Consider the following 23,289-nt stretch of genomic DNA (forward strand, 5'->3'; position numbering starts at 1 on the left):
CAATTCCCAACCAATGAGTACGGACGACACGGCATCCGACGCCAGCACGCCCACGCCGGAGGACCACGAGAACGCGCGCCAGCACGTCGTCGCGGTGAACGCGGACGACGAGGCACAGGAGACGGTCAACCGACTCGAAGCCCACACGGGCGACGGAATCCGCCACCGAGCGTTCACGTCGCTCGTGTTCGACGGTGACGGCAACATCCTGCTGGCCCAGCGCGCCCCCGACAAACGCCTCTGGGGCACGTGGTGGGACGGCACCGTGGCCTCCCATCCCGTGCAGGGACAGAGTCAGGAGGAGGCCACCCGCCAGCGCCTCGAAGAGGAACTGGGCGTCACCCCCGACCAGTACGACGACCTGCGCGTCACCGACCGGTTCGAGTACAAGCGCTACTTCGAGAACGCGGGCGTGGAACACGAGGTCTGTGCGGTCCTCAAACTCACGCTGGACGACCTCTCGCTCGACCCCGACGAGGAGGAGGTCGCCGGGCTGATGTGGGTCCCCTACGAGCGCCTCCACGAGCATCCCGAGTGGTACCGCCAACTGCGACTCTGCCCGTGGTTCCAGATCGCGATGCGGCGGGACTTCGAGTAGAACTGCAGTTCTTCGACGTTCTGTCGGTTACTCGCCGCCGGATGTGAAATCGGTCACTCGTCGAGCGGGAGTCAGCTATTCGCCGGGTGTCGGTGCGATTATTCGTCTCGTGAAGCCAGTCCGGCCAGATGCCCGGCCTCTTCCACGATTATCCGCTCGGCACCCAACTTCGCGGCGTTCTCGCTCCCCGGCAGGCAGAAGACGACCACGCCGTCGGCGACTCCCGCAGTGGCGCGCGTGCCGACGATCTTCGTGCCGATGTCCTCGAACGAGAGCGACCGGAACAGTTCGCCGAACCCGGGCAACTCCTTGTCGAACAGTTGGCGCGCCGCCTCGATGGTCACGTCGTCGGGTGTCACGCCGGTCCCACCGGTCGTGACGACGACGTCCACGTCGTCCCGGGAGACCAGTCCGTCGAGCGACCCCTGCACCCCGTCGTAGCTGTCGCCGATGAGGTCGCGGCTGACCACTTTGTGACCCTCGTCTTCGAGTACCTCGACGATTGCATCGCCCGCGGGGTCGTCCGAGAGACTCCGCGAGGACGAGACGGTGACGACCGCCACGCCGAGCGAGTCCACGTCGTGGGCGTGATGGTCGTGGTCCGCGCTGTCGGCGTCGTCTCCGTGACCGCCGTCCCCGTGGCCGTCCTCGCCCCGAGCGCCCTCCTCGTCGTCGCGGGCACCCTCGGACGATTCGGCCGGGTCTCGGTCGTCCTCGTCGTGTCCGCGCCGCGTGTCGCGCGATTGGAAATCGACCATGCGTGAGTATTTGACAGACAGCCCCTTAAATCAACGCCGTGAGCGCCTCTCCTGTCGCTCTTCTAACTCCTCTCGAAAACGCCGACGCCGGGAATACTGCGAAGTCGTCCGGACAGACCCCGAAACCTCGGCCGCTTGAGGTACAGTTTTACCCCGCGAAACCCACGTCGTAGGTATGAAGGCTGTCCAGTTCAGCGAACACGGAGACCGTGACGTCATCGAGTACGACGAGTTTCCGGACCCGACGCCGGACCGCGACGAGGTACTGGTAGACGTGAAGGCGGGCGCGCTCAACCACCTCGACGTGTGGACGCGCAAGGGCCTGCCCGGATTGGACCTCGACATGCCCCACGTCCCCGGAAGCGACGCGGCGGGCGTCGTCCTCGAAGTCGGCGAGGACGTGACCCGGTTCGAACCGGGCGACCGAGTGGCGGTCTCGGCGGGCGTCTACTGCGGGAAGTGCGAGTTCTGCCGCGACGGCGAGTACTCGCTGTGCGTGAACTACCACATCATCGGCGAACACGTCCGGGGCGTCCACGGCGAGCGCGCCGCGGTTCCCGAGGACAACCTCGTGGAAGTCCCCACGGGCGTCGAGTGGGAGACGGCGGCGGCCGCGCCGCTGGTCTTCCAGACGGCGTGGCGGATGCTGCTGAACCGCGGCGACCTCGACGCGGGCGAGAAGGTGCTGGTCCTCGGCGCGTCGGGCGGCGTCGGCCACGCCGCGGTCCAGATTGCCGACTACGCCGGGGCCGAGGTGTACGCCACCGCCTCCTCGGACGAGAAACTGTCGTACGCCGAAGAGGTCGGCGCGGACTACACCATCAACTACGACGCGAACGACTTCGCCGCCGAAATCCGGGAGTTGACCGGGAAGCGCGGCGTGGACATGGTCGTGGACCACGTCGGCGCGGCGACCTACCCGGACTCCATCAAGAGTCTCGCCAAGGGCGGGCGCGTCGTCACCTGCGGCGCGACCACCGGACCGAACCCCGGCGCGAGTCTGAACCGCATCTTCTGGAACCAGCTCTCGGTCATCGGTTCGACCATGGCGAACCCCGGCGAGGTGGACGACGTCCTCGAACTCGTCTGGGACGGCACCTTCGAGCCGCGAATCCGGGAGACCCTGCCGATGAGCGAGACGGCCAGTGCCCACGAACTGCTCGAAGAGCGCGAGGGCTTCGGCAAGGTCGTCGTCGTGCCCGACAGCGAGTACGACGGATGACCGAAGACACCTACACGCACCGCCCGGGCGACGTGGACGAGGGCCGCGGCGGCCGCGAGACCGACGAGGAGACCGACCTCTCGGACCCCACCGCGCCGGTCGAGCGCGGCCGCGAGGAGTGGGACTGGCGCGGGTGGGTGCTGGTCGGCGTCATCGTCGTCTGCTTTCTGGTGATTCCGGCGACGATGCTGTTCCTGCCGCCGGTCCGCCCGTACAAGTTCGCCTACCTCGTCCTGCCGATGATTCCGGCGATTCTGCTCGGTGCGACCGCGGTCTGGTCGGCCCAGCGGAGTGACTGAGCGCTCGCGCTCTTCTCGCCCGACCTCGGATTCTATATATCGTTATCTCGTGTATTCGATCTGCTCGAAGAACGCAGCGATGCGACTACGGGGGTTCGTCCACGGCCGGTGGTTCGGTTACGAGGCCAAACGTACCCCAGAGAACCTACGACTCCGCAGTTTCCACGCGAACTGACTCCGCGACGAACTCTTCGCCGGTCCAGCGCCACGACTCTACGGACACCGCGGACTCCCCCGCGTCGTTCCCGAGCGAGACGACGAGGTACGACCGGTCGGGCCACGTCGCCTGCGCGGCGTCGGTGGCGCTCGGCCGCGACGGACCTCGCGGATGCGAGTGGTAGAACCCCACCACTTCCCGGCCCGCGTCTTCGATTTCCTCCATCAGTGCCAACTGCTCACGCGGGCCGATTTCGTATCGCGTCCGGGGCGTCTCCGCGACGTTCTCGGCCGGATGGCTGGTCTCGACGCGGTGGTCGGTCTCGTCCCGAGTCCCCGCGAGGATACCACAGACCTCCTCGGGTGCGCCCTCTCGCGCGCGTGCGAGAATCTCCTCGCGGACGGACCGGGGGACGACGACGGTGGGTGAGTCGGACTCGTCTGTCGGCACGGGGCTTCTGGGTTTACGGTTCGTGGCTCGACGGGATAAGTGCTGGTTCCCGGTCCCCCGACGCTCTCAATCGGCGTCGGGTCGGTCGTCTTGGTCCACCTCGCGGAGGACGAACGGCCCGATAGCCAGCGTTCGCTTCGCCACGGTGGCGATGCGGAGGATGTACGACAGCAGTAGCATGAACGGGACCGCCGAGACGGTGACGGCGAGACTGGTCAGTAACACGTCGTTGCTCACGCCGAGCGTCGCGCCGGGGACCGCCCGCGCGTCGTAGTAGATGATCATCGACGAGGCCACGACCAGCGCCGGGACCGCCGAGTAGAGCATCCCCCGCGACAGGTCGACCAGTTCCCACTGGAAGTAGAGCGTCTTGAAGTGTTCGCGCGCGGGAGCGAAGAACCGCAGTACCTCTTCGAGGTCCTCAAAGGAGGCCTCGGCGTCGTCGGTCAGCGAGTCGGCGTGGCGGTTGCGGAGGCTCCGCGTGCGGAAAATCTTCCACGAGTAGTTGAAGTCCAGCACCGCCGACAGCATGTCGTAGCTCCCGAACTCGGCGTCGGCCAGTCGGTCGCTGACGGCGTCGGCGTTCGCCTGCAGTTCGCCGACGAAGTCCGTCGTCTGGTCTCGCAGGTCCGCGTCGGGGTTGTCGGCAATGTCGTCACGGAGGGCCGTGGCGCGCGAGCGGGTCTCCTCGACCAGTTCCCGCATGAACGCCGAAGGTTCGGGCGGCGTCACGGGCGCGTCGAGAACGTCCTCCACATCCTCTCGGAACGCCATCGCGTCCTGCATCCGGTTTCGCTGGTCGCCGACCGGGCCGAGTTCCTGCGAGAGGACCAACTGGTTCAGCGTTACGACGAGCGTCACTCCCGTCACGATGGCGGTGACGTACGCCTGAAACAGCGTCTCGGTGGGGTCGGAGACCGCGACCGACCGCTGGAGCGGCGAGGGGTCGAGGACGCCGAGCGCGACCATCGCGACGAACAGTACCGCGAGCAACGCACCGGCGACGCTCCACCGATTGGCCCCCAACAGTAGCCAGAGTTTCACCCGACTCTCGTCGGCCCGCTCGCGCATCGTGTCGTTCGGTTGCGAGTCGTCGCCCGACCCGTCCGTTCTCGTCTCGTCACGCCCCGTCACGGTATCGCCCCAGACGTTCCGCTGGCGGACATGTGCGCTCGGATACGGGAGGACGACGGAAATACCCGCGGGCCTTTTGCCGTCTCGGCACGTGCGTGGGTGCATGGCAGGGGGAGTCAGGGTGGCCCTCGCGTTGGCGGTCCTGCTCGCACTCGCGGGCGCGACCCCGGCGGCGGCCGACCAGACCTCGGGAGTGGAGAGCGCGGGAACCGCATCGGACCGGGTCGGGCCACCCGGCGAACGAGTGGCGGACGGACGCCTTACCGACGAGGAGTCGAGCGACGGGACAGTCGAAATCGAGACGGAGGGGTTCACCCCGGACTACGACCCGGCGACGGTGTTGAACCGGGTCGAGCGACTCCGCGGCCTCGACGCGACGCAGGGAATCACGCTCCACGAGTACGACCCCGAGAACGGCGAGGGGTACGACATGCGCGACGCGTTCGGGTCCATTCGACCGGTCGGAGCCGAGGCGCTCCAGTTGTACTCGAACGCGTCCACCGAGCGCCGGAGTCCCCTCGGCTACACGGTCGAACGGGAGGCCGCCGTCCACATCTACCTGCTGAACGACTCGCAGTTGACCGAGTACGGTCTCACGCAGGACGTGGTGCTGGCCCACGAGTTCGTCCACGCCCTCCAGTTCCAGCACGAACTGCTGACGCCCTCGCGTTCGCAGTTCCGGGCGCAGTTCTCGCGCTGGACGACCGATTCCCGCCTCGTCACCACCGCGATGGTCGAGGGTGACGCCATGTGGGTGACCGAGCAGTACGTCCGCCGCCACGGCGGGGGCAACTACTCGGTCGCGAACTACAACCGGACGCTGGACCGGGCGGCGTGGCCGCACAGCGTCGCGGGGACGCCCTACTACTACGGCTACGAGTTCTACGAGCGGACCGGCAGTTCACCCGCGGACCGGACGGCGGCCATCGAGCGCCCGCCCGACTCGACGGCCGAACTGCTCCATCCGACGGAGGGAGACGAGCGCGCGCCGCTTCCCGACGCTCCGGAGATTCCCGAGTCCGAGAAGCTGACCCAGTACCACACCGACACCGTCGGCGAACTGGTCGTGCGTCACTCGCTCCGGATGAACGGTCTGTCGTTCGACCGGGCGGCCCGCGTCGCCGAGGGGTGGGCCAACGACCGGATGTACTACTACGCCGCCGCCGGTGCGGCGGGACCGGCGACTCACTGGGTGACGGTCTGGGAGAGCGAACGCGAGGCCCGCGAGTTCGCCGACGCGTGGCGAGCGATGCTGGACGAACGTGGCGCGCGCTCGGCGGACGAGACGCTGTTCGTCCCGGCGAGTGACCACGCGCCCAGCGTCCACTACGTCGTCGAGCGCGACGGCGCGACGGTCCGAATCACGGCGGCCGGTCGGGCCGACACCGCGGAGCGCCTCGCCGAGTCTGTGACCGGGACGAACGAGGACGGAGACGGCGAGTACGGGAACGAGGAAGACGGAGACGACCGGGCGTAGCGGCGCTAGTTCTCCTCGTCGTCCTTGAGTTCCTCTAGTTCGGCTTCGATGTCCTCGTCCGCGCTCTCGGTTTCGACTTCGGTCTCGACGTCGGCGGTCTCGGCGTCGGCGGCGTCGGCGGCGTCGGTCGAACCCTTGCCCATCTCGGTTTTGAGCGTTTCGAGTTCGGCGTCCACCTCGCCCGAGGTTCGGACCTCTTCGAGTTCGCGGTCGAGCGAGTCCTTGTCCGAGAGCGCGTCCTCGAAGACGCCCGACTCCTGTAACTCGTCCATCGCCTCCGAGCGGGCCTCCATGTCCTCGGTGCGTTCCTCGGCGCGTTCGATGGCGCGGCCCACGTCCTCCATCTCGTCGCCCGCACCGGTCATGGCCTCCGAGACGCGCGTCTGGGCCTCGGCGGCCTCGTAGCGGGCCTTCATGCTCTCCTTCTTGGTGCGGAACTCCTCGATGCGGTTCTGGAGTTGGTCTTTCTTCTCGACGAGGTTGTCCTGCGTGTTCTGGAGGCTGGCTATCTGACCTTCGAGGTCCTCTATCTGGTTCATCTTCTGCTTCTTCTTCTCCAGCGCGCGCCGGGCGAGGTCCTCGCGGTCCTGATTCACGGCCTCGCGGGCCTGCTCGTTGTGTTTCTCGACGTTCTCTTCGAGTCGGCGCTTCTGCATCTCCAAGCGCTTCTTCTGGGTGGTCAGGTCCGCGATACCCTGTTTGACCTCCTGTAACTCGTCGCGCATCTGTTCGTAGGAGTAATCGAGCGTCTCGGAGGGGTCCTCGGCCCGATTGAGCGCGGCGTTTATCTTCGACCGAACGACGTACGACAGGCGTGAAAGCACTCCCATATAACTCCCTTTCGTGACCTGACCCTTAAAATCCTCACCTCCCCAACAGTCGTCAGACGGACGCGTGCCGTTTCGAACTCCTGTGGCGGTCGCCGGGTCCCGACTCAACCGACCCGCGCGCGAGACCGAGACCGGAGTAGAACGCTTTTCCGAGTCGTTCCCCAACACTCGGGCATGAACTCCGAGGACCTGCCGATTCCCGGCGGCCGGGACGTGCGCGCGACCCTCGACACCCCAGCGTCCGACGACGCCGACGCGGTAGTAGTCGCCTGCCCGCCTCATCCCCAACATCGAGGTCACCGCGGCGACGCGCGCCTGACCGCCGTGAGCGAGTTCCTCACCGACCGCGGCGTCGCCTGTCTCCGCTTCGACTACGGCGACTGGGACGAGGGGTACGGCGAGCGCGAGGACGCCCGAAACGCGCTCCGGTGGGCGCGCGACCGGTACGACCGAGTGGGTATCTTCGGATTCAGTTTCGGGACTGCCGTCGCCGCGCTCGCGGCCTCGACCGTCGAACCGCAACCCGACGCCGTCTCGCTGCTCGCGCCCACGGACCGACTGGCCGAGGACCTCGACACCGTGGCCGCGCTCGACGACATCGAAGCGCCGGTACAGGTCGTCTACGGGACGCGCGACGACACCGTGAACTGGAAACCAGTCGTCGAGCGAGCGCGGGAGTTGGAGTACGACGTGGTCGAACTGAGCGCGGACCACTTCTTCGTCGGCCAGCACGCGAAGGTGGCCGACGCCGTCGGCGGGTTCCTCGCCGAGGAACTCGGAGAACGATAAGGATATATCGGCGAAGTGTCACGCTTCGGTATGGAACTGCTCCCGGCGGTCAATCTCGTCCTCCTCGTGTCGGGCCTCGGGTTCCTGCTCGGAATCCCGTCGGTGCGGATGGGTGACTCGCTGAAACTGGAGGAGGAAATCGCGTATCCGTTGGTCTTCCTCGGGATGGTCCCGTTCGCCGTGGCGAACAATTACCGGTGCGCTCCGAACTGCCCGACGTTCTTCGAGCAGTTCCCGTACCGGAGCGCCGCGAACGTCTGTTTCCTGCTCGCGTTCGTCCTCCAACTCCGGGCCAACGCCAAGAAAATCGGCGGTGGGCCGACTCATCCCAAGAACGAACCGTACGAGGGCGGCGGGCAGACCTACCTTTGGGACGACGAGGAGTAACCGAGAGCAGTCACACGACGAGTTCGGGCCGCTCGCCGATTTCGACCGGGACGGTCGTAATCGACCCGTCGCGGCGGACGCGAACCGACAGCGTCTCGCCCGGACTCGCGTTGAGCGCGAGATACGCGTGGAGGGCCTTCGGGGTGCGAACCGCTTCGCCGTCGATGGCGAGCACGGCGTCGCCGCCGACCGGGACGCGGAACCCCTCGACGCGACGGACGCCCGTGCAGGGTCTGAGTTGCCCCTCGGCCGGAGCGCCCGACGGAACGTCCACGACGAGAACGCCCTTCGGGTTGGGGAACTCGTTCGCCCGCGCGACCAGTTCGGTCACGGACGTGGTCTGCGCTCCGAGATAGGGGTGGTCGTACTCGCCGTCCTCGATCAGCGCCGGGACCACGCGACGGACCAGCGACGCCGAGATGGCGAACGCGATGTTGTCGCCGCCGCCGGAGTTGACGACGCCGAGTACCCGCCCCGAGAGGTCTACCAGCGGACCGCCGGAGTTGCCGGGGTTGACCGGCGCGTCGGTCTGGATGGCGTTCGGAATCTGGTAGTCGCCCGCCGGACTCGGCACCTGTCGGTCGATACCGCTGACGATGCCGGAGGTGAGCGACCCGCGGAGACCGTACGGACTCCCGACGACGGCGACTCTGGTCCCGATGGTCGGTTCGGATTCGATGAGCGAGAGGGGGTCCGTCTGGGTCGTACTTCCGAGTTCGACGACCGCGAGGTCGCTCCGCGGGTCGCGGCCGACGACTCGCCCGATTCGGGAGGTGGTCTCGTTGAGTTGGACGCTCGCGCGGTCGGCCTCGCCGACGACGTGGTAGTTAGTGACGAAGTGGGTGGCGTCGTAGAGGAACCCCGACCCCTGCGAGCCGTCGGGCGTGCGAATCAACGCGACGGCGTCGGAAGTCTTCCGGTACACCCGAGTGTAGACGCTCTCCGAGTCGGAGACGGTCGAGTCCGACGCGTCGCGCGCCGGGAGAGTCGTCTCGTGGGACTGGTTCACCGGATACCGCGTCTCGTTACGGGACGGCGGAGAGTTGTTCGAGCAACCGGCGACGCTTCCCGTCGCCGCGGCCGCGAGCGCGCCGAGGAAGGTCCGGCGCGTAGACTCCGTTGGCATTAGTTGACCGTCCCGACTATCCCGCAAAGAAGCTTGGGGATAGAACGCGGTGTCCCGGTCTCCGACCGTGCTACCGTCTGACGCCCCTTGGACGCTCCGAAATCGTTTTGAACGACGCACGCCGACACTCGGTATGCCGACCGAACCGGAAACAGATTACGACCCTTCTCTCGGGAACAAGTTCATTTTCGTCACCGGGGGCGTCATGTCGGGACTCGGCAAGGGCATCACGGCCGCCAGCACCGGCCGTCTGCTCGCCAACGCCGGGTTCGACGTGACCGCGGTCAAGATAGACCCCTATCTCAACGTGGACGCGGGGACGATGAACCCCTTCCAACACGGTGAAGTGTACGTCCTCAAAGACGGCGGCGAGGTGGACCTCGACCTGGGGAACTACGAGCGATTCCTCGACATCGACATGACGTTCGACCACAACGTCACGACGGGGAAGACCTACCAGCACGTCATCGAGAAAGAGCGCGCCGGGGACTACCTCGGGAAGACGGTCCAGATAATCCCGCACGTCACCGACGACATCAAGCGCCGCGTCCGCGAGGCCGCCGAGGGCCACGACGTCTGCATCGTGGAAGTCGGCGGCACGGTGGGCGACATCGAGGGCATGCCGTTCCTCGAAGCCCTCCGGCAGTTCGCCCACGAGGAGGACGAGGAAGACTTCCTCCTCACGCACGTCACGCTCGTCCCCTACTCGAAGAACGGCGAGCAGAAGACCAAGCCGACCCAGCACTCCGTGAAGGAACTGCGGTCCATCGGTCTCCAACCGGACATCTTGGTCGGCCGGTGCGAGGACGAACTCGACCCCTCGACCAAGGAGAAGATAGCGCTGTTCTGCGACGTGCCGACCGACGCGGTGTTCTCGAACCCCGACGTGGAGGACATCTACCACGTCCCGCTGATGGTCGAAGAGGAAGGACTGGACGAGTACGTGATGGACCGGTTCGACCTCTCCGACGAGGCGCTCCCGCCCGAAGAACGCGACAACACGTGGCGTGACCTCGTCACGCAGGACACCCACGGCGAGGTGGACATCGCGCTCGTCGGCAAGTACGACCTCGAAGACGCCTACATGTCCGTCAACGAGGCGCTCAAGCACGCCGGACTGGAGAAGAGCGTCGACGTGAACGTCCGGTGGGTCGATTCCGAGAAGATGGCCGAGGACCACGAGGAGCGCCTCCACGGTGCCGACGGCATCGTCGTGCCCGGCGGATTCGGTTCCCGCGGCACGGAGGGCAAAATCGAGGCCATCCGGTACGCCCGCGAGAACGGCGTGCCCTACCTCGGTCTCTGTCTGGGCTTCCAGCTAGCGGTCGTGGAGTACGCCCGGAACGTCCTCGGACTGGAGGGCGCTCACTCCGCGGAAATCGAGGAAGACACGCCCCACCCGGTCATCGACCTGCTGCCCGAGCAGTACGACCTCGAAGACCTCGGCGGGACGATGCGACTCGGCGCTCACGAGACCGACATCGAGGCGGGGACGCTGGCCGAGCAGGTCTACGGCGGCACTTCCTGCACCGAACGCCACCGCCACCGCTACGAGGTCAACCCCGAGTACTTCGACGAGTTCGAGGACTCGGACCTCGTGTTCTCCGGCGAGTCGGGCAACCGGATGGAGATACTCGAACTGGAGGGCCACCCGTACTTCTTCGGCACCCAGTTCCACCCCGAGTTCCGGTCGCGACCGACTCGCGCGAGTCCGCCGTTCGTCGGACTGCTCGACGCGGTCCTCGACCGGCGCGACGGGCGCACTGACGACGAAACGGATTCCGAAGCCGACGCGAACAACCCCGAGGAGGTCGAAGCCTGATGGTCAACACGGACGAATTCATCGACGAGAAGATAGCAGAGATTCGCGAACAGGTCGGCGACGCCGACGCCGTCATCGCGCTGTCGGGCGGCGTGGACTCCTCGACGGCGGCCGCGCTGGCCTACGAGGCGGTCGGCGACCAGCTCACCCCGGTCTACGTGGACACCGGCCTGATGCGGAAGGGCGAGACCAACGAGATTCGCGAGACGTTCTCCTACATGGACAGTCTCCGCATCGTGGACGCGAAAGACCGCTTCCTCGACGCGCTCGCCGGCGTCACCGACCCCGAGGAGAAGCGCCACGTCATCGGCGAGCAGTTCATCCGGGAGTTCGAGACGGTCGCCGAGGAGACGGGCGCGGAGTTCCTCGTGCAGGGGACCATCTACCCCGACCGCATCGAGAGCGAGGGGACCATCAAGTCCCACCACAACGTCGGCGGCCTGCCCGAGGTCGTGGACTTCGAGGGCATCGTGGAACCGATGCGGGACCTCTACAAGGACGAGGTCCGCGAGGTCGCCCGCGAACTCGACCTCGAAGAGATAATCTCCGAGCGCATGCCGTTCCCGGGTCCGGGTCTCGCGGTCCGCATCCTCGGGGAGATCACCGACGAGAAGTTGGAGGTCGCCCGCGAGGCGACTCACGTCGTCGAAGAGGAGTTGGCGGAGTACGACCCGTGGCAGGCGTTCGCCGCGGTCCTCGGCAAGGCCACGGGCGTCAAGGGCGACAACCGCGTCCACGGCTACGTGGTCTCGGTCCGCTCCGTCGAGAGCCGCGACGGCATGACCGCTCGCGCCCAAGAAATCGACTGGGAGACCCTCCAGCGCATCCAGAGCCGTATCACCGGGCAGAACGACAACGTCTCGCGAGTCGTCTACGACGTGACCCACAAACCGCCCGCGACCATCGAGTACGAGTGATTCAGAGACGATGAAGGCAATCCTCGTCGGACCGGACGAAGACGGACTGGGCGACGCCCTCGAAGCCGAGGGCGTCGAACTGACGCGAATCGAGACCGTGGCGAACCGGCCCGCGCTCGAAGAGGCCGGAATCACCGACGCCGACGCCCTCGTCCTGACCGAGACGGAGGGCGCGACCGTCATCCCCGTCGCCAAGGACCTCAACGAGGGCGTGCAGGTGGTCGTCTACACCGACGACGACCTGCCCGACTTCGCGCGCGGACAGGCAGACCTCATCGTGGACCCCGCCTTGCTGTCGGCCGAGGCGGTGGCCGAGGAACTGGCCGCCTGAGACGCCCGCGACCCCGCTCTACTCTTGCGGTTCTTCTTCCAACCGAGCCTCGAACAGCGGCTTCTCCGCCTCGTCGTCGGCCAGTCTGTCGGTCGCGCGCCACTCCCCGACGACGGCGAATCCGGCGTCTCTCAACTGCGACTTCGTCGCCTCCGCTCCGGCGATGTCCCACCGCATCTCGACGCCGCTGTCCAACCAGTCGGGGTTCTTCCCGGACCACTCCTCGACGCCTTCGGTCAACAGCACGCGCCCGCCGGGCCGGAGGACGCGCGCGAACTCCTCGACGACCGTCGCGTGGTCGTCGAGCGGCACGTGAATCAGCGAGTGGTAGGCGGTCACGGCGTCGAAGGCGTCGTCGCGGAACGGGAGCGCGGTCATGTCGCCACGGACGAGCGGTGCGCCGGGGACGTTCTCGCGCGCGAGTCCGAGCTGCTCGCGCGAGAAGTCGAGACCGACAGGGTCGGCCGACCCGGCGAGTCGCCGCAGGACCGGCGTCCCTTGACCGCACCCGGCGTCCAGCACGCGAGGGCGATCCGGTAGGTCGTCGAGGAACGCCGTCAGAATCTCCACTCCCCGTCCCCGCTCGGACCGCTCGGCGGCGTACGTCTCTGCCATCTCGTCGTAGGCGCGACGAACTGCGTCTCTGTCGCTCATCGGTTCGAGTCACTCGTCACTCGCACGTAAGTCTCGGGGAGGTGTGGAACCGTCCCCAACTCGCTACACTCGCTCGGACAACTCCCGCAGTCGCTCGCTGCCTCCGCGCATGATGGGCGTCCCGTGCCCCATCGCGGCCATCTCGAAGTCGGGCACGCCGCTGGCCAACCGCCGAACGCTCCGATTTACCGCGTCGGTGTCGTAGCTCATCGCCCACGGCGAGGCCTCCAGTCGGCCGTCGCTCTCGCGAACGAGGTCGCCCAGAAACGCCACGCTCGGGTCCTCCGAGACGTAGACCGTGTGGCCGGGCGAGTGGCCCGGCGTGTGGTAGGCGGTGAAACTCCCGATTTCGTCGCCGTCCTCGACCGGTCTGATGGGGAGGTCGGGCACCGAGACGAGGGCGTCGCTCACCCGCTGGAGCAGTCCCTTGTGGTTCCGCCAGTCGGGTTTCCGGCGTCCGACCAGTATCTCGGCGTCGGCCCGGCCGACGTACACCGGCGCGTCGAGACCGAGTTTCGACAGCGCGCCGACGTGGTCCAAGTCGTAGTGCGTGACGAGGACGCGCGCCACGTCCGCGACTCGATAGCCCGCCTCGTGGATGCCGTCCCGAATCTGGTCGGCGTTCCGCGGCGTTCCGGCGTCGACCAACACGAGGTCGCCGTGGTCGTCTGCGAGGTAGGCGTTGACGCCGCCGAGGTCGAGCCACCAGACGCCCATTTCGGTGCCGGGGTCGGCTTCGAGTTGGGTCGCAGTTGCCATACCGAGTCGTACGTTACCATTCGTCAAAGCACTGTTCCCCGCGAACCCGCTCCGACAGACGGTCCTCACGAGGCGTGATGCGGACGCGGTCTCCCTACTGGCGAGCGGGCACTTTTTGTCCGTCCGGACCACTGTTCCGAACATGGAGAACCGTTTCCCGTCCTCGGGGTCGATAAACCGGACGCGGGCGGCGTTGGCCGTCCTGCCGTTCTTGGCGCTGGGACTGGCGGACGTCGTACTGTTGCTCGCGTGGGGCGTCGATCCGCTCTGGGGGTTCGCTATCCTGCCGCCGATTCTGTTCGTGAGCGTGTTGGCGTGGATCGCCTTCTCGACCGGGTTCGTGGGCGAACACCGAACGTAACGAGACCGCGAACCGTACGTCCGGCTTCTCTCGGTTCAGTCCGTGCTTGAGTCTCCGCCGGGTCCCCTACGCGGCAGTTAAACTGTTCACAACCGTTCATCCCGGCAGTGAACGGACCTGAACCATCTGGACGGTCGCCGCGGTTGAAGTGGGACGCGACCGTTGGAACTGATGCGGTCGTAGCGACCGGCGCACTGTCGTTTCCGCTCCCGGCGGTGCGCGTCCGACCGCAACCGCACATCCCGGCGCGACGAGCGACGACGCACACACCCGGCCGGGCCGGACCCGCCCACCGGCCCGGTTTCCGTCAGCGCCACGGCCGACCGCCTCGGCGTCCGCTCGTCGTTCCTATCTGGCCGCGTCAGAGGCACACGTCCGCACCCATCGACCGCCGGACTGCGCTATCCCTTGCGAACCACGCGGTCGTCCCGCTTTTCTCGGGGCGACCGCCCGGCCGGGCAGACCCGGCCCCGGCCGACTTCGATTCGACCGATAGCTCAGACTCGACTCTACCCGGCCTCTCGGTTGCGTCCCACGCTTTGCTACAGACTACGTACGGGACTTATCGCGTTCGACGCTGCCGCTATCCGACTCCGCAACCGACTCGCCGGACCGACTTTTAAGGGCCGCCGACGCGTTTGCCGCGGCATGGCACTCGACCGCTATCCCGACCTCGACCCCGACGAGGGCGAGGTTCTCGACGCGGAATTGGCCGTGACAGACGACGTGCTGGTCAAGGCGTTCGCGCTCGGTCCCGGCGCGGAACTCTCGGCCCACGACCACGCCGACGCGACCAACGTCTTCCACGTCCTCGACGGTACGGTGACCGTGATACAGGGCGACGACGAGGAAGTCGTCGAGGCCCCGGGCGTGGTCCTCCACGAACGCGGGGCGGTCCACGGCGCGCGCAACGAGACCGACGAAACCGCGGTGCTGACCGCGAGTCTGTGTCCGCTCCCGTCTTGACGCTCGACCGAGTGGGATACGTCCGACAGCCGAGACGGCACGCTACGCAGTCAGACGGGTTGGGAGCGCGCGACCTCGATTCTACGTTGTTAGTGGCGCACAGATCCCGTCTACTCGGTGTCTAGCTCAGCCCTCTCGGGGTAGTCGGACTGGCGGTCCCCGGGCCGGGTTCCGGACGACCGCGCGAGGCGTCCGGGCGGGACTGGTCGCGCCTCCGTATTTGAACCTTGGCAGGGGAGTCTACGGGACGAGACCAGCGGCGAGGGACCCGTCGGGACGGTACGTCTCTCGGAAGCGTATCGAGCGCTCCCGCGGACTTCGAGCGGTTTCCGGGCGGAACTGACTTCCGCCGGGCGACCGAGACGCTTACATCAGAATGGACCGGATAGAGGCGACCCGATTTACGGGGCTGCTCGAACGCGGTATCACGATTCTTCAGACGGTGATAGCGGCGTTTCTGGCCCTCTTACTCCTGCTCGGCGTCGTCAACCTCGGCTTCGTCATCGGTCGGTCGATACTCGTCCGCGACGTGACCGACACGACGGCGACGCTCTCGCTCGTCCGGTCGAGCATCGACATCGTGCTCTACCTGTTCGTCATCGTCGAACTCTACCAGACGGTCGTCGCGTACGTGGAATCCCAGAGCGTCGTCATGGCGGTGATACACGCGGGTCTCATCGCGGTCGTGCGCCAGATTATCACCTTCAAGCCCGACGATTACGGTCCCACGGAGGCCATCACCATCGCTGGCGTCTACGTCGTCCTGCTGCTGGGCCTCCTCATCGGATTCTGGGTCGTCCATCAGGAGATAGACGAAGCGGCGGAGTGAGCCAGATACCCGGACGCGGTGACACGGGTCGAGTGCGAACGAAGTCGCCGGTCAGAGTTCGCGCTTCGTGTCCGGGTCGTCCAGTTCCCAGAGGTACTCCGGCAGGAACGCGTCCAGATTCTCGACGACCCGGCGCTCGCTCACGTTCATCCCTTCGCAGTGTTCCCACGCCTCGTCGCGGGTGGTGACGTGAATCTCGCCGTCTTCGAGAGACACCGCCAGCGGGAACACCGAGCATCGCGTCGGCTTCCAGTCGTGTTCGGCGTGGAGTTCGCAGAGACCGTCCTCCCGGAGGAAGTAGCAGGCCGCGCCGTCGTCGGCGACGTGGTCGTCGCGGTCTTTCTCCTCCCGAATCACGAAGTCTTCCCCTCGGAACTGGGTCGTCGCCGCGCTCAGGTCCGCGCGTTCGGCCAGTTCCAAGAAGTCCTCGTCGTACAGCAGGACGCCGTGGCGACAGCACCACGTACACTCCTCGACGCACTCGAAGGTGAGGTCGAGGTCGAACTCCACGATAGCTTCCCGTCCGGGGTACACCTCGACTCGCGTCTCGCTCGCGTCGTCCGCGCTCATCGTCGCACCTCCGGGCGGGCGCGTCGGTTCGGTCGCTCGCGCACGGTTCCGGTTCGGTCCGCGGCGCGCTAAAAGCGTTCGCTTCCCGGAGTGCCTCGACGACCGCCGGAGAAAACGACCGGACGACTGGCAGTCCGGACTGGAGCCGGTCTGACAGCGACTTATCTGTCGTTCGTGGCCTCGCCCGTGCTCTCGCCCGGGCCGGTCTGGACCTCGATTCCCGGCACCTTGGTGGCTTCGACGCCCACGAGGTCGCCGGGACACTTGTCCACGGTGTCGACGATGAACGGCGTCCCGAGCGGGATGTTCGTCGGCTGGTTCTCGACGAAGATGGTGTTGCGCTCGACCAACTGCGTCGCCTCCACGGTCGGGTTCCCGCCGTAGAACCCCACCATCCTTCCGGCGTTCTTCCAGTCCACGATGATTCCCTCCCAGACGTTGAGTTCCGCGGGCGGCCAGTCGCCGCTGAAGTTGCAGTTGTCCACCGCGTCCACGTTCACGTCCTCTAGCGAGTCCGGGCGGGTGTCCTTCCGGTCGGTCATGATGATTATCTTCCGCCGGAGGTCCCCGTCGAGTCGCTCCGGGAACGGGAACACCATCCGGCGGACGTAGAGCGGTCGGTCACCACTACCGTTCTCTCCGTCCTGTCCGTCTCCGTCCTGCACGGCCCACCCTGTGAAGCCGAACGCTCCCACTGCGCTGTTCTTCAGGAAACTCCGCCGGTCGAGATTCGTGTCGTGTTCGTCGCTCATTTTCCCACCGTTGGGAGTCACAGTATCGACGTTCGTAACGGTTGTCGCCGTCGTCGGAGACGGGAATAATTTAAATACAATCGTGTACACTAAGCAAGCAACAAAATGTCTGGAATATTCGAGGAGGCGGCACCGACCGTGGCCGTCTCGTCGGCGGAACTCGACGCCCGAAAATCGCTGGTCGGCTTCGACGCGGCCGACGCCGACGCGCTCTCGTCGCTCCCGTTCGACGAGCGAGACGGTGCAGTCGCCGACCGACTCCGGGATGCGTACGCGCCCCGCGAAGACGTGGACGACGAGCAGGCCGCGGCGCTGGCCGACCTCGGCGCGTCGCTGACCGACCTCGGCACGGGTTCGGCCGACTCCAGAATCGGCCGCACGGCCGGAGAGACGTACGATGCCGACTTCTTCGCCGAGCGGGGACGGTTCGGCGCGGCCCACGACGAACTCGACCTTCCGCCGTCGGCGTATCTCTGCGGTCACGCCCGGTGGTTCGAGGCGGTCCTGCCCGCGCTGCGAGAGACGTTGCGGGCGGAGGTCGAGCAGACCGTCAGAGAACTCGCGCCGAGCGAGACCGAGGCGGAGACCGACGGCGGCGCGGTCGTCGGCGACGACTCGGAAGGCGACAGCATCGACGCGCTGGTCGAGCAGGTGGACGCTCGCGTCGGCGAGACGTTCGAACAGGTCACGTCGTTAGCGCGACTGTTCGCGCTCGACGTGAGCGTCGGTCTCGACGCCTACGAACTCGGCGACGCCGAGACGCGCTCGGAAGTCGAGGCGTTACGCGAGGACGCCGAACAACTGGAGCAGGACCTCGAACGCGCCGACGCCATCGGCGACCGGACCCGCGCGACCGTGGCGGACCTCGACGACTCGACCGCGGAGGTCAACGCGAGCGCCCAAGAGATAAGCCAACTCACCGACGAGCAGTCCGACCAGATGAGCCAGATCGCCAGCGAGGTGTCCAAGCAGAGCGCCACCATCGAGGAGATAGCGGCCAGCGCCGAGGAGGTCGGCGAGCAGAGTCGCGAGGCCCAGCAACTCGCCGAGGAGGGCCAGCGACTCGGCCAGCGCGCCATCGAGGCGACCAGAGAGACCGACGAGACCCGCGAGAGCATCGTGGAGGACGCTCAGGCCCTTCAAGACGCGGTCGAGGAGATCGGCGACGCCGTGGACATGATAAACGACGTGGCCGACCAGACCAACCTGCTCGCGCTCAACGCCTCCATCGAGGCCGCCCGCGCGGGCGAGGCCGGAGACGGGTTCGCGGTGGTCGCCGAGGAGGTCAAGACGCTCGCCGAGGAGTCACAGGACCGCGCCGCCGAAATCGAGTCGATGGTCGAGCGCATCGAGGACCGCGCCCAGAGCACCCTCGACAGTCTCGGCGAGAGCGAGCGGTCCATCGCCGACACGGTGGACGCGGTCGAGCAGACCGGCGACAAGTTAGAGCGCATCGTGGACGCCGCGACCGAGACCGCGACCGGGATGGGCGAAATCACCGACGCGACCGACCAGCAGGCCGCCAGCACCGAGGAGGTCGCGAGCATGATAGACGACGCCGCCGCGAAGGCCGACCGGGTGTCCGAGGAGGTGGACACCATCGCCGCCGCGACCGAGGAACAGGTGATGATGATATCCGAACTCGACGAGACGGTCTCGAAGCTCTGAGGACGGTCGGTTTGGGCGCGCGCGACGCTACCCCGTGTTCTTCATCCCGGCCGCGATTCCCTTGACGGTCAGTCGCAGCGTGCGCTCCTCCTCGGGCGTCAGGTGCGACTGTGAGAGCAACTGAGTCTGGAGCAGGTTGAGCGGGTCCACGTAGGGGTTGCGCCGCTCCAGACTCCCTTCGAGCCACTCGCGCTTGAGCAGACTGTCCCGGTCCGTGATCTCGGTCACCAGTTCGACCGCGCGGTCGTACTCGGACTCGATTCGGGGGAAGAACGCCTCCCGGCGGTCGGCGGGCGCGAGTCGGGCGTACTCGCTCGCGATTTCGAGGTCGGTCCGGGCCAGCGCCAACGCGGCGTTGTCGAGCGTCGTCCGGAAGAACGGCCACTCGGCGTACATCTCTCGGAGCGTCGCCACGTCACCCCCGTCGTCGAGGTAGGCGTCTAGCCCCTCCGCCAGCGCGTACCACCCGGGGAGGATGCACCGGGCCTGCGTCCACGAGAACACCCACGGAATCGCCCGGAGGTCTTCGACCGTGCGCTCGCCCGACCGGGAGGCCGGGCGCGACCCGAGATTGAGTTCCTCGATGACCTCGATGGGCGTCGCGTCCTCGAAGTACGAGACGAACCCCTCGGTTTCGAGCAGGTCCCGGTAGCCGTCGCGCGCGGCGTCGGCCGCGGTCTCCATCGCCTCGACCCACTCGTCGGGCACCTCCTCGACGGGGTCGCGGATGGCCTCGTGGCGGGCGCGCAACTGAGCGTCGAGCATCTGTTCGAGGTTGCGCTCGGCGATGCGGGGGTTGGCGTACTTCTCGGCGATGGCCTCGCCCTGCTCGGTGAACTTGACCTCGCCGGTCACCGTCTCGTTGGGGAGCGCGAGCAGGGCGTCGTTCATCGGACCGCCGCCCCGAGAGATGGACCCGCCGCGGCCGTGGAACAGGCGCATGCGCACGTCGTAGTCGTCGCAGATGGCCGCGAGGCGCTTCTGGTTGCGGTAGAGGCTCCAGTTGGCCGCGAGGAAGCCGTTCTCCTTGTTGGAGTCCGAGTACCCGAGCATGATTTCCTGCGTTCCGCCGCGGGCTTCGACCGCGGCCGCGTACGCGTCGTTCTCGAACAGCGTGCCCATGATTCGGCGCGCGCCCGACAGCGCCGACTCGGTTTCCAGCAGGGGTACCACGTCGAGTCCCGAGTACCCCGGGAGGTCCACGACTCCGGCTTGGTCGGCCAGAAACAGGACTTCGAGGACGTGACTCGGCTCCTCGGTCATGCTGATGCAGTAGGTGTCGATGGCCTCGACGCCGTACTCGGCCTGCCAGTCGGCGGTCCGGTCGAACAGCGTGAGGACGCGACTCGCGGTGTCCGAGAGGTTGTCGGTGTCCGACACGTCGATAATCGGGTCGTCCTGAAGGATGGCCTCCGTCAGGGTCTCGACGCGCTCGTCCTCGTCCATCGCCTCGTACTCGACGCCCTCCCGCGCCAGCGCCTCGCCGACCGCCTCGGTGTGGTTCTTCTGATGGTCGCGCAGGTCGAGACTCGCCAGCGAGAGACCGAACGTGGCGACCCGCCGCCGGAAGGGGTCCACCTTGTCCTCGGCGACGACCCCCGCGCCGTTCTCCCGAAGGCTCTCGGCGATGGCGTCCACGTCGGCCAGCAGTTCGTCGCTGTGGTCGTAGCCGCCGGGCCGCACGTCGCCCACCCGGTCGAGGCGCTCGCGCATCAGTTTCAGCTTCTGGCGGTAGGGTTCGTGGGGGTAGCGTTCCTCGGCCTCCGCGGCGACGCCGGGCAGGCGCTCGCGGTCGGCGTCGAGGCGCGCCTCGAACTCCTCGCTGACGGCGATGCTCCCGTCGTCCTGACTGAGGACGCCCGAGAGGCGCTTGCACTCCTCGCGGTAGCGCGACACCACGACCTCGCGCTGGCGTTCGAGCGTCTCGGCGGTCACGTCGGGAGTGACGAACGGATTGCCGTCCCGGTCGCTCCCGGCCCACGACCGGAACTCGAAGAGCTTGGGAATGTCCAGCGAGTCGAACTCCTCGCCCAGTTCGCGCTCCAGTTCGTCGTACACCTCGCCCACCACGTCGAACAGCGTATTTTCGAGGTACCACTGGACGTTGAGCGCCTCGTCGGTGACCTCCGGCCTGCGCTCGCGGACCTGTGGCGTCTGCCACAGACTCGTGACCTCGGCTTCGAGGTCGCGCTCGACGGCCGACTCCTCGCGGTCGGTGAGTCGTCGCTCGTCCAGCGTCTCGATGTCGTCGGCGACCGCGCGGAGTTTCGCCTTCACCGTCTTGCGCCGGGCCTCGGTCGGGTGGGCGGTGAAGGTCGGTTCGACCAGCACGTCGTCGAGTACCTGTTGGACCTCCGCCTCGTCCGCGCCCGCCTCGGCCAGCGTCTCTGCGGTGTCGGCGACGCTGTCGGCTAAGGTTCCGTTCTGGGACCCCTCCCGGATGGCCCGCACCCGTTCGCGTTCCTCGGCGAGGTTGATGAGTTCGAAGTACGTGGCGAACGCGCGGGCGACGATACCGGCGCGCTCGGGCGGTAAGTCGGCGAGTTCGGCCCGTAGCGCGTCGCGGCTCTCGACGTTTTCGCGCCGGTAGTCGATGGCTTCGGTGCGCACCGACTCGACCACGTCGAACGCCTCGGCCGAGGTCTGGGCTTCCAGTACGTCTCCGAGAAGTGCGCCGAGTTCGCGGACGTCTCGACCCACGTCTCTGGCGTGAAGTTGCATACCACGCTGTTCGTGCCGGTGGGGCTAAAACGTCGGGAACCCGTGAAAATTGCCACTCGAATCCGAGTTAATGTGTGCCCGTATCTCGGCCGAGGGTGTATCGGCCAAAAGCTATTTTAACTAGTGTTCTTCGGTGAATCCACCGAAGTAAAGTGTTAAGTTCAAGCCGCGGTACCGAAGCGAACGAGAAATGTCCGTCTCTACCGGGAGCGACGTTCTAGATCGAATCCTCGACGGCGGTTTTCCGGAAAATCGGTCGATACTGATTTCGGGCGGGCCGGGCGTCGGGAAGAGTACGCTGGGGATGCAGTTCCTCCAAGCGGGACTGGCAGACGGCGACCGATGTCTCTACGTCTCGACCGAGCAGACGGCCGAGGAACTCCGGTCGTCGTTCGAGGGGTTCGACTTCGAACTCGACCATCCGAACCTGACCATCGTCCACGTCCACGCCCGGACCGGGCGAACCATCGAGGAGGGCGAGCAGAACCTGACGATGCAGACCACGGACGGCGACGAGGTTCTGGGCGAGGGGTACTCCGCGCCGTTCGAGATGCAGTACGTCGAGGAGTACCTCTCGCGGTTCGCGCCCTGCGACCGGGTCGTCTTCGACAGCACGGCGAGTCTCGCGGGTATCCGCGACGATTCGCACTTCTTCCAGCGCGCCATCCTCGACCTCGTTCGACTGTTCACCGACGAGTTCGGGGCGACGTCGCTACTCACGGCCGAATCGCTGGTCTCCGGCGACGACTCGGACGACAGACTCGCGCCGGGAACGGTTCTGGAGTTCTCGACGCACGGCGTCGTTCGCCTCCGGCGGAGTCCGGTCGAGGGGAACCCGCGCCGGTTCCTCCGGGTCGTGAAGATGCGCGGCGTGGACCACGACACCCGCGAGTACGAACTCGGCATCGGCGACGACGGCGTGTTCCTGACGCCCCAGAACCGGACCCACGACTTCGGCATCGGAAACGACGTGATATCGACCGGGTTCGACGGTCTCGACGAGATAAGCGGCGGTCTCACCAAGGGGAGCGGAGTCCTCTTCGAACACGACGGCCGGGCGTTCGTGGACGGACTGGTCGTCGGCATGGCCGCCAGCGCCATCGACTCGGGCATGGGCATCTGGCTGGTTCCGTCGCCGTCGCTCGCGCCGACCCGGTTCGAGTCGATGCTCCCGGCCGACGAGGACGAAATTCCGGCCCTGCTCGACTCGGACTCGCTGTTCGTCCTCGACTCGTTCAACGCTTGGGGCGCCTACGCCGACCACCGGAACGTCTACGCGGCGTCGTCCAGCGGCCTGCTCAGTCGACTCATGAGCAAGAGCACGACCGCGTCGATGGCGTTCGTCAAGCGCGTGCTGCGGGACATCACGAACCGGCGCGACCGGCCCGTCCTCGCGCTGGTGTACACCGAGGCGTTCCTCCGGTGGTTCGACGCGCCGCAGGTCCGGGAACTCTACTACTGGGCGCGCGAGAACGTCTCGTTCGAGGAGGACACCGTGACGTACATCCACAACCCCGAGACCATGGAGACGAACCTCGCGGAGTTCTTCGTCTACGACGCCCAGCACATGTACCGGACGTGGAAGCACGAGAACGACATCCAGTACATCGAGGCCGAGAAGTCCATCGCCGGGACCACGAAGTCGATGGGCGTCGTCAACCACGTCGAGACCGCGCCCTACGTGGAGGTCACGCGTCCGACGGAGTGACTCT

24 protein-coding genes are annotated in these 23,289 nt (G+C 66.8%); 14 read left to right on the forward strand and 10 right to left on the reverse strand.

Features of this window, described 5'->3' with window-relative positions:
• Positions 1-13 precede the first annotated feature (13 nt).
• Positions 14-598: an NUDIX hydrolase gene (locus NGM06_RS00825; protein WP_254268484.1), complete on the forward strand. Its 585-nt coding sequence runs from the start codon at positions 14-16 to the stop codon at positions 596-598.
• A 98-nt stretch (positions 599-696) separates the two neighbouring features.
• Here the strand turns inward: NGM06_RS00825 and NGM06_RS00830 are convergent, their stop codons facing one another.
• Positions 697-1,356, reverse strand: a complete 660-nt coding sequence (locus NGM06_RS00830) for a MogA/MoaB family molybdenum cofactor biosynthesis protein (protein ID WP_254268485.1) — start codon at positions 1,354-1,356, stop codon at positions 697-699.
• A 175-nt stretch (positions 1,357-1,531) separates the two neighbouring features.
• Here NGM06_RS00830 and NGM06_RS00835 point away from each other — a divergent pair, with 175 nt between their 5' ends.
• A complete protein-coding gene (locus NGM06_RS00835) occupies positions 1,532-2,578 on the forward strand; it encodes a zinc-binding dehydrogenase (RefSeq protein WP_254268486.1) in 1,047 nt (348 codons plus the stop codon).
• On the forward strand, positions 2,575-2,877 hold the full coding sequence (locus NGM06_RS00840) for a DUF7977 family protein (protein WP_254268487.1): 303 nt from the start codon (positions 2,575-2,577) through the stop codon (positions 2,875-2,877). The genes NGM06_RS00835 and NGM06_RS00840 overlap by 4 nt, the downstream gene beginning before the upstream one ends.
• A gap of 145 nt (positions 2,878-3,022) precedes the next feature.
• On the opposite strand, the gene NGM06_RS00845 is transcribed toward NGM06_RS00840, so the two are convergent.
• Positions 3,023-3,484, reverse strand: a complete 462-nt coding sequence (locus NGM06_RS00845; RefSeq protein ID WP_254268488.1) for a desampylase — start codon at positions 3,482-3,484, stop codon at positions 3,023-3,025.
• A gap of 66 nt (positions 3,485-3,550) precedes the next feature.
• Complete coding sequence (locus tag NGM06_RS00850; RefSeq protein WP_254270057.1) at positions 3,551-4,555, reverse strand: DUF7972 family membrane protein; 1,005 nt, start codon at positions 4,553-4,555, stop codon at positions 3,551-3,553.
• A 166-nt stretch (positions 4,556-4,721) separates the two neighbouring features.
• Here NGM06_RS00850 and NGM06_RS00855 point away from each other — a divergent pair, with 166 nt between their 5' ends.
• Entirely contained in the window at positions 4,722-6,095 is a 1,374-nt protein-coding gene (locus tag NGM06_RS00855; protein ID WP_254268489.1) for a hypothetical protein, read from the forward strand.
• Positions 6,096-6,100: 5 nt separating this feature from the next.
• Here the strand turns inward: NGM06_RS00855 and NGM06_RS00860 are convergent, their stop codons facing one another.
• Positions 6,101-6,925: a PspA/IM30 family protein gene (locus tag NGM06_RS00860; protein ID WP_254268490.1), complete on the reverse strand. Its 825-nt coding sequence runs from the start codon at positions 6,923-6,925 to the stop codon at positions 6,101-6,103.
• Positions 6,926-7,099: 174 nt separating this feature from the next.
• Between NGM06_RS00860 and NGM06_RS00865 the strand changes: the two genes are divergently transcribed.
• Positions 7,100-7,714, forward strand: a complete 615-nt coding sequence (locus NGM06_RS00865; protein ID WP_254268491.1) for an alpha/beta hydrolase — start codon at positions 7,100-7,102, stop codon at positions 7,712-7,714.
• A 30-nt stretch (positions 7,715-7,744) separates the two neighbouring features.
• Positions 7,745-8,101 carry a hypothetical protein gene (locus tag NGM06_RS00870; RefSeq protein ID WP_254268492.1) on the forward strand — a complete coding sequence of 119 codons (357 nt, stop codon included), beginning with the start codon at positions 7,745-7,747 and terminating at the stop codon, positions 8,099-8,101.
• 10 nt (positions 8,102-8,111) lie between these two features.
• Here the strand turns inward: NGM06_RS00870 and NGM06_RS00875 are convergent, their stop codons facing one another.
• On the reverse strand, positions 8,112-9,227 hold the full coding sequence (locus NGM06_RS00875) for a S1C family serine protease (protein ID WP_254268493.1): 1,116 nt from the start codon (positions 9,225-9,227) through the stop codon (positions 8,112-8,114).
• Between the two features lie 133 nt (positions 9,228-9,360).
• Between NGM06_RS00875 and pyrG the strand changes: the two genes are divergently transcribed.
• The 3 genes from pyrG to NGM06_RS00890 are packed head-to-tail and all read left to right on the forward strand — an operon-like array spanning position 9,361 to position 12,297.
• Positions 9,361-11,049, forward strand: coding sequence for a glutamine hydrolyzing CTP synthase (pyrG, locus tag NGM06_RS00880; protein ID WP_254268494.1), 1,689 nt, complete (start codon positions 9,361-9,363; stop codon positions 11,047-11,049).
• Positions 11,049-11,966 carry a glutamine-hydrolyzing GMP synthase gene (guaA, locus tag NGM06_RS00885; RefSeq protein WP_254268495.1) on the forward strand — a complete coding sequence of 306 codons (918 nt, stop codon included), beginning with the start codon at positions 11,049-11,051 and terminating at the stop codon, positions 11,964-11,966. The genes pyrG and guaA overlap by 1 nt, the downstream gene beginning before the upstream one ends.
• Before the next feature lie 10 nt (positions 11,967-11,976).
• Positions 11,977-12,297, forward strand: coding sequence for a DUF7126 family protein (locus NGM06_RS00890; RefSeq protein WP_254268496.1), 321 nt, complete (start codon positions 11,977-11,979; stop codon positions 12,295-12,297).
• Between the two features lie 18 nt (positions 12,298-12,315).
• Here NGM06_RS00890 and NGM06_RS00895 read toward each other — a convergent pair whose 3' ends face one another.
• Together NGM06_RS00895 and NGM06_RS00900 are read right to left on the reverse strand one after the other, a co-directional pair.
• Positions 12,316-12,951 (reverse strand): class I SAM-dependent methyltransferase, encoded by a 636-nt coding sequence (locus tag NGM06_RS00895; protein WP_254268497.1) that lies wholly within the window; start codon positions 12,949-12,951, stop codon positions 12,316-12,318.
• 63 nt (positions 12,952-13,014) lie between these two features.
• Entirely contained in the window at positions 13,015-13,710 is a 696-nt protein-coding gene (locus tag NGM06_RS00900) for an MBL fold metallo-hydrolase (protein ID WP_254268498.1), read from the reverse strand.
• A gap of 142 nt (positions 13,711-13,852) precedes the next feature.
• On the opposite strand from NGM06_RS00900, the gene NGM06_RS00905 reads away from it, so the two are divergent.
• The 3 genes from NGM06_RS00905 (at position 13,853) to NGM06_RS00915 (ending at position 15,866) form a co-directional block, all read left to right on the forward strand.
• Positions 13,853-14,071 carry a DUF8142 family protein gene (locus tag NGM06_RS00905; RefSeq protein ID WP_163520087.1) on the forward strand — a complete coding sequence of 73 codons (219 nt, stop codon included), beginning with the start codon at positions 13,853-13,855 and terminating at the stop codon, positions 14,069-14,071.
• Positions 14,072-14,719: 648 nt separating this feature from the next.
• Positions 14,720-15,037: a cupin domain-containing protein gene (locus tag NGM06_RS00910; RefSeq protein WP_254268499.1), complete on the forward strand. Its 318-nt coding sequence runs from the start codon at positions 14,720-14,722 to the stop codon at positions 15,035-15,037.
• Positions 15,038-15,413: 376 nt separating this feature from the next.
• Positions 15,414-15,866: a phosphate-starvation-inducible PsiE family protein gene (locus tag NGM06_RS00915; protein WP_254268500.1), complete on the forward strand. Its 453-nt coding sequence runs from the start codon at positions 15,414-15,416 to the stop codon at positions 15,864-15,866.
• A gap of 51 nt (positions 15,867-15,917) precedes the next feature.
• On the opposite strand, the gene NGM06_RS00920 is transcribed toward NGM06_RS00915, so the two are convergent.
• Positions 15,918-16,436 (reverse strand): hypothetical protein, encoded by a 519-nt coding sequence (locus NGM06_RS00920; RefSeq protein WP_254268501.1) that lies wholly within the window; start codon positions 16,434-16,436, stop codon positions 15,918-15,920.
• Positions 16,437-16,597: 161 nt separating this feature from the next.
• Complete coding sequence (locus NGM06_RS00925; protein WP_254268502.1) at positions 16,598-17,188, reverse strand: hypothetical protein; 591 nt, start codon at positions 17,186-17,188, stop codon at positions 16,598-16,600.
• Positions 17,189-17,293: 105 nt separating this feature from the next.
• Here NGM06_RS00925 and NGM06_RS00930 point away from each other — a divergent pair, with 105 nt between their 5' ends.
• Positions 17,294-18,856 carry a methyl-accepting chemotaxis protein gene (locus NGM06_RS00930; protein ID WP_254268503.1) on the forward strand — a complete coding sequence of 521 codons (1,563 nt, stop codon included), beginning with the start codon at positions 17,294-17,296 and terminating at the stop codon, positions 18,854-18,856.
• 27 nt (positions 18,857-18,883) lie between these two features.
• Here the strand turns inward: NGM06_RS00930 and ppc are convergent, their stop codons facing one another.
• Positions 18,884-21,577 (reverse strand): phosphoenolpyruvate carboxylase, encoded by a 2,694-nt coding sequence (ppc, locus tag NGM06_RS00935; protein WP_254268504.1) that lies wholly within the window; start codon positions 21,575-21,577, stop codon positions 18,884-18,886.
• Positions 21,578-21,767: 190 nt separating this feature from the next.
• On the opposite strand from ppc, the gene NGM06_RS00940 reads away from it, so the two are divergent.
• Complete coding sequence (locus NGM06_RS00940; protein ID WP_254268505.1) at positions 21,768-23,285, forward strand: RAD55 family ATPase; 1,518 nt, start codon at positions 21,768-21,770, stop codon at positions 23,283-23,285.
• The last annotated feature ends 4 nt before the right edge of the window (positions 23,286-23,289 follow it).

The sequence above is a fragment of the Halorussus aquaticus genome, from assembly GCF_024218795.1.
Taxonomy (GTDB): domain Archaea; phylum Halobacteriota; class Halobacteria; order Halobacteriales; family Haladaptataceae; genus Halorussus; species Halorussus aquaticus.

Bases quoted from the DNA above. Each gene is read 5' to 3' on its own strand.
- NGM06_RS00835 (WP_254268486.1), top strand. From the start codon at position 1,532: ATGAAGGCTGTCCAGTTCAGCGAACACGGAGACCGTGACGTCATCGAG.
- NGM06_RS00870 (WP_254268492.1), top strand. From the start codon at position 7,745: ATGGAACTGCTCCCGGCGGTCAATCTCGTCCTCCTCGTGTCGGGCCTC.
- NGM06_RS00940 (WP_254268505.1), top strand. From the start codon at position 21,768: ATGTCCGTCTCTACCGGGAGCGACGTTCTAGATCGAATCCTCGACGGC.
- NGM06_RS00865 (WP_254268491.1), top strand. From the start codon at position 7,100: ATGAACTCCGAGGACCTGCCGATTCCCGGCGGCCGGGACGTGCGCGCG.
- NGM06_RS00875 (WP_254268493.1), bottom strand. From the start codon at position 9,227: ATGCCAACGGAGTCTACGCGCCGGACCTTCCTCGGCGCGCTCGCGGCC.
- guaA (WP_254268495.1), top strand. From the start codon at position 11,049: ATGGTCAACACGGACGAATTCATCGACGAGAAGATAGCAGAGATTCGC.
- NGM06_RS00890 (WP_254268496.1), top strand. From the start codon at position 11,977: ATGAAGGCAATCCTCGTCGGACCGGACGAAGACGGACTGGGCGACGCC.
- NGM06_RS00855 (WP_254268489.1), top strand. From the start codon at position 4,722: ATGGCAGGGGGAGTCAGGGTGGCCCTCGCGTTGGCGGTCCTGCTCGCA.
- NGM06_RS00905 (WP_163520087.1), top strand. From the start codon at position 13,853: ATGGAGAACCGTTTCCCGTCCTCGGGGTCGATAAACCGGACGCGGGCG.
- NGM06_RS00910 (WP_254268499.1), top strand. From the start codon at position 14,720: ATGGCACTCGACCGCTATCCCGACCTCGACCCCGACGAGGGCGAGGTT.
- pyrG (WP_254268494.1), top strand. From the start codon at position 9,361: ATGCCGACCGAACCGGAAACAGATTACGACCCTTCTCTCGGGAACAAG.
- NGM06_RS00900 (WP_254268498.1), bottom strand. From the start codon at position 13,710: ATGGCAACTGCGACCCAACTCGAAGCCGACCCCGGCACCGAAATGGGC.
- NGM06_RS00850 (WP_254270057.1), bottom strand. From the start codon at position 4,555: ATGCGCGAGCGGGCCGACGAGAGTCGGGTGAAACTCTGGCTACTGTTG.
- NGM06_RS00925 (WP_254268502.1), bottom strand. From the start codon at position 17,188: ATGAGCGACGAACACGACACGAATCTCGACCGGCGGAGTTTCCTGAAG.
- NGM06_RS00915 (WP_254268500.1), top strand. From the start codon at position 15,414: ATGGACCGGATAGAGGCGACCCGATTTACGGGGCTGCTCGAACGCGGT.
- ppc (WP_254268504.1), bottom strand. From the start codon at position 21,577: ATGCAACTTCACGCCAGAGACGTGGGTCGAGACGTCCGCGAACTCGGC.
- NGM06_RS00920 (WP_254268501.1), bottom strand. From the start codon at position 16,436: ATGAGCGCGGACGACGCGAGCGAGACGCGAGTCGAGGTGTACCCCGGA.
- NGM06_RS00895 (WP_254268497.1), bottom strand. From the start codon at position 12,951: ATGAGCGACAGAGACGCAGTTCGTCGCGCCTACGACGAGATGGCAGAG.
- NGM06_RS00860 (WP_254268490.1), bottom strand. From the start codon at position 6,925: ATGGGAGTGCTTTCACGCCTGTCGTACGTCGTTCGGTCGAAGATAAAC.
- NGM06_RS00930 (WP_254268503.1), top strand. From the start codon at position 17,294: ATGTCTGGAATATTCGAGGAGGCGGCACCGACCGTGGCCGTCTCGTCG.
- NGM06_RS00830 (WP_254268485.1), bottom strand. From the start codon at position 1,356: ATGGTCGATTTCCAATCGCGCGACACGCGGCGCGGACACGACGAGGAC.
- NGM06_RS00840 (WP_254268487.1), top strand. From the start codon at position 2,575: ATGACCGAAGACACCTACACGCACCGCCCGGGCGACGTGGACGAGGGC.
- NGM06_RS00825 (WP_254268484.1), top strand. From the start codon at position 14: ATGAGTACGGACGACACGGCATCCGACGCCAGCACGCCCACGCCGGAG.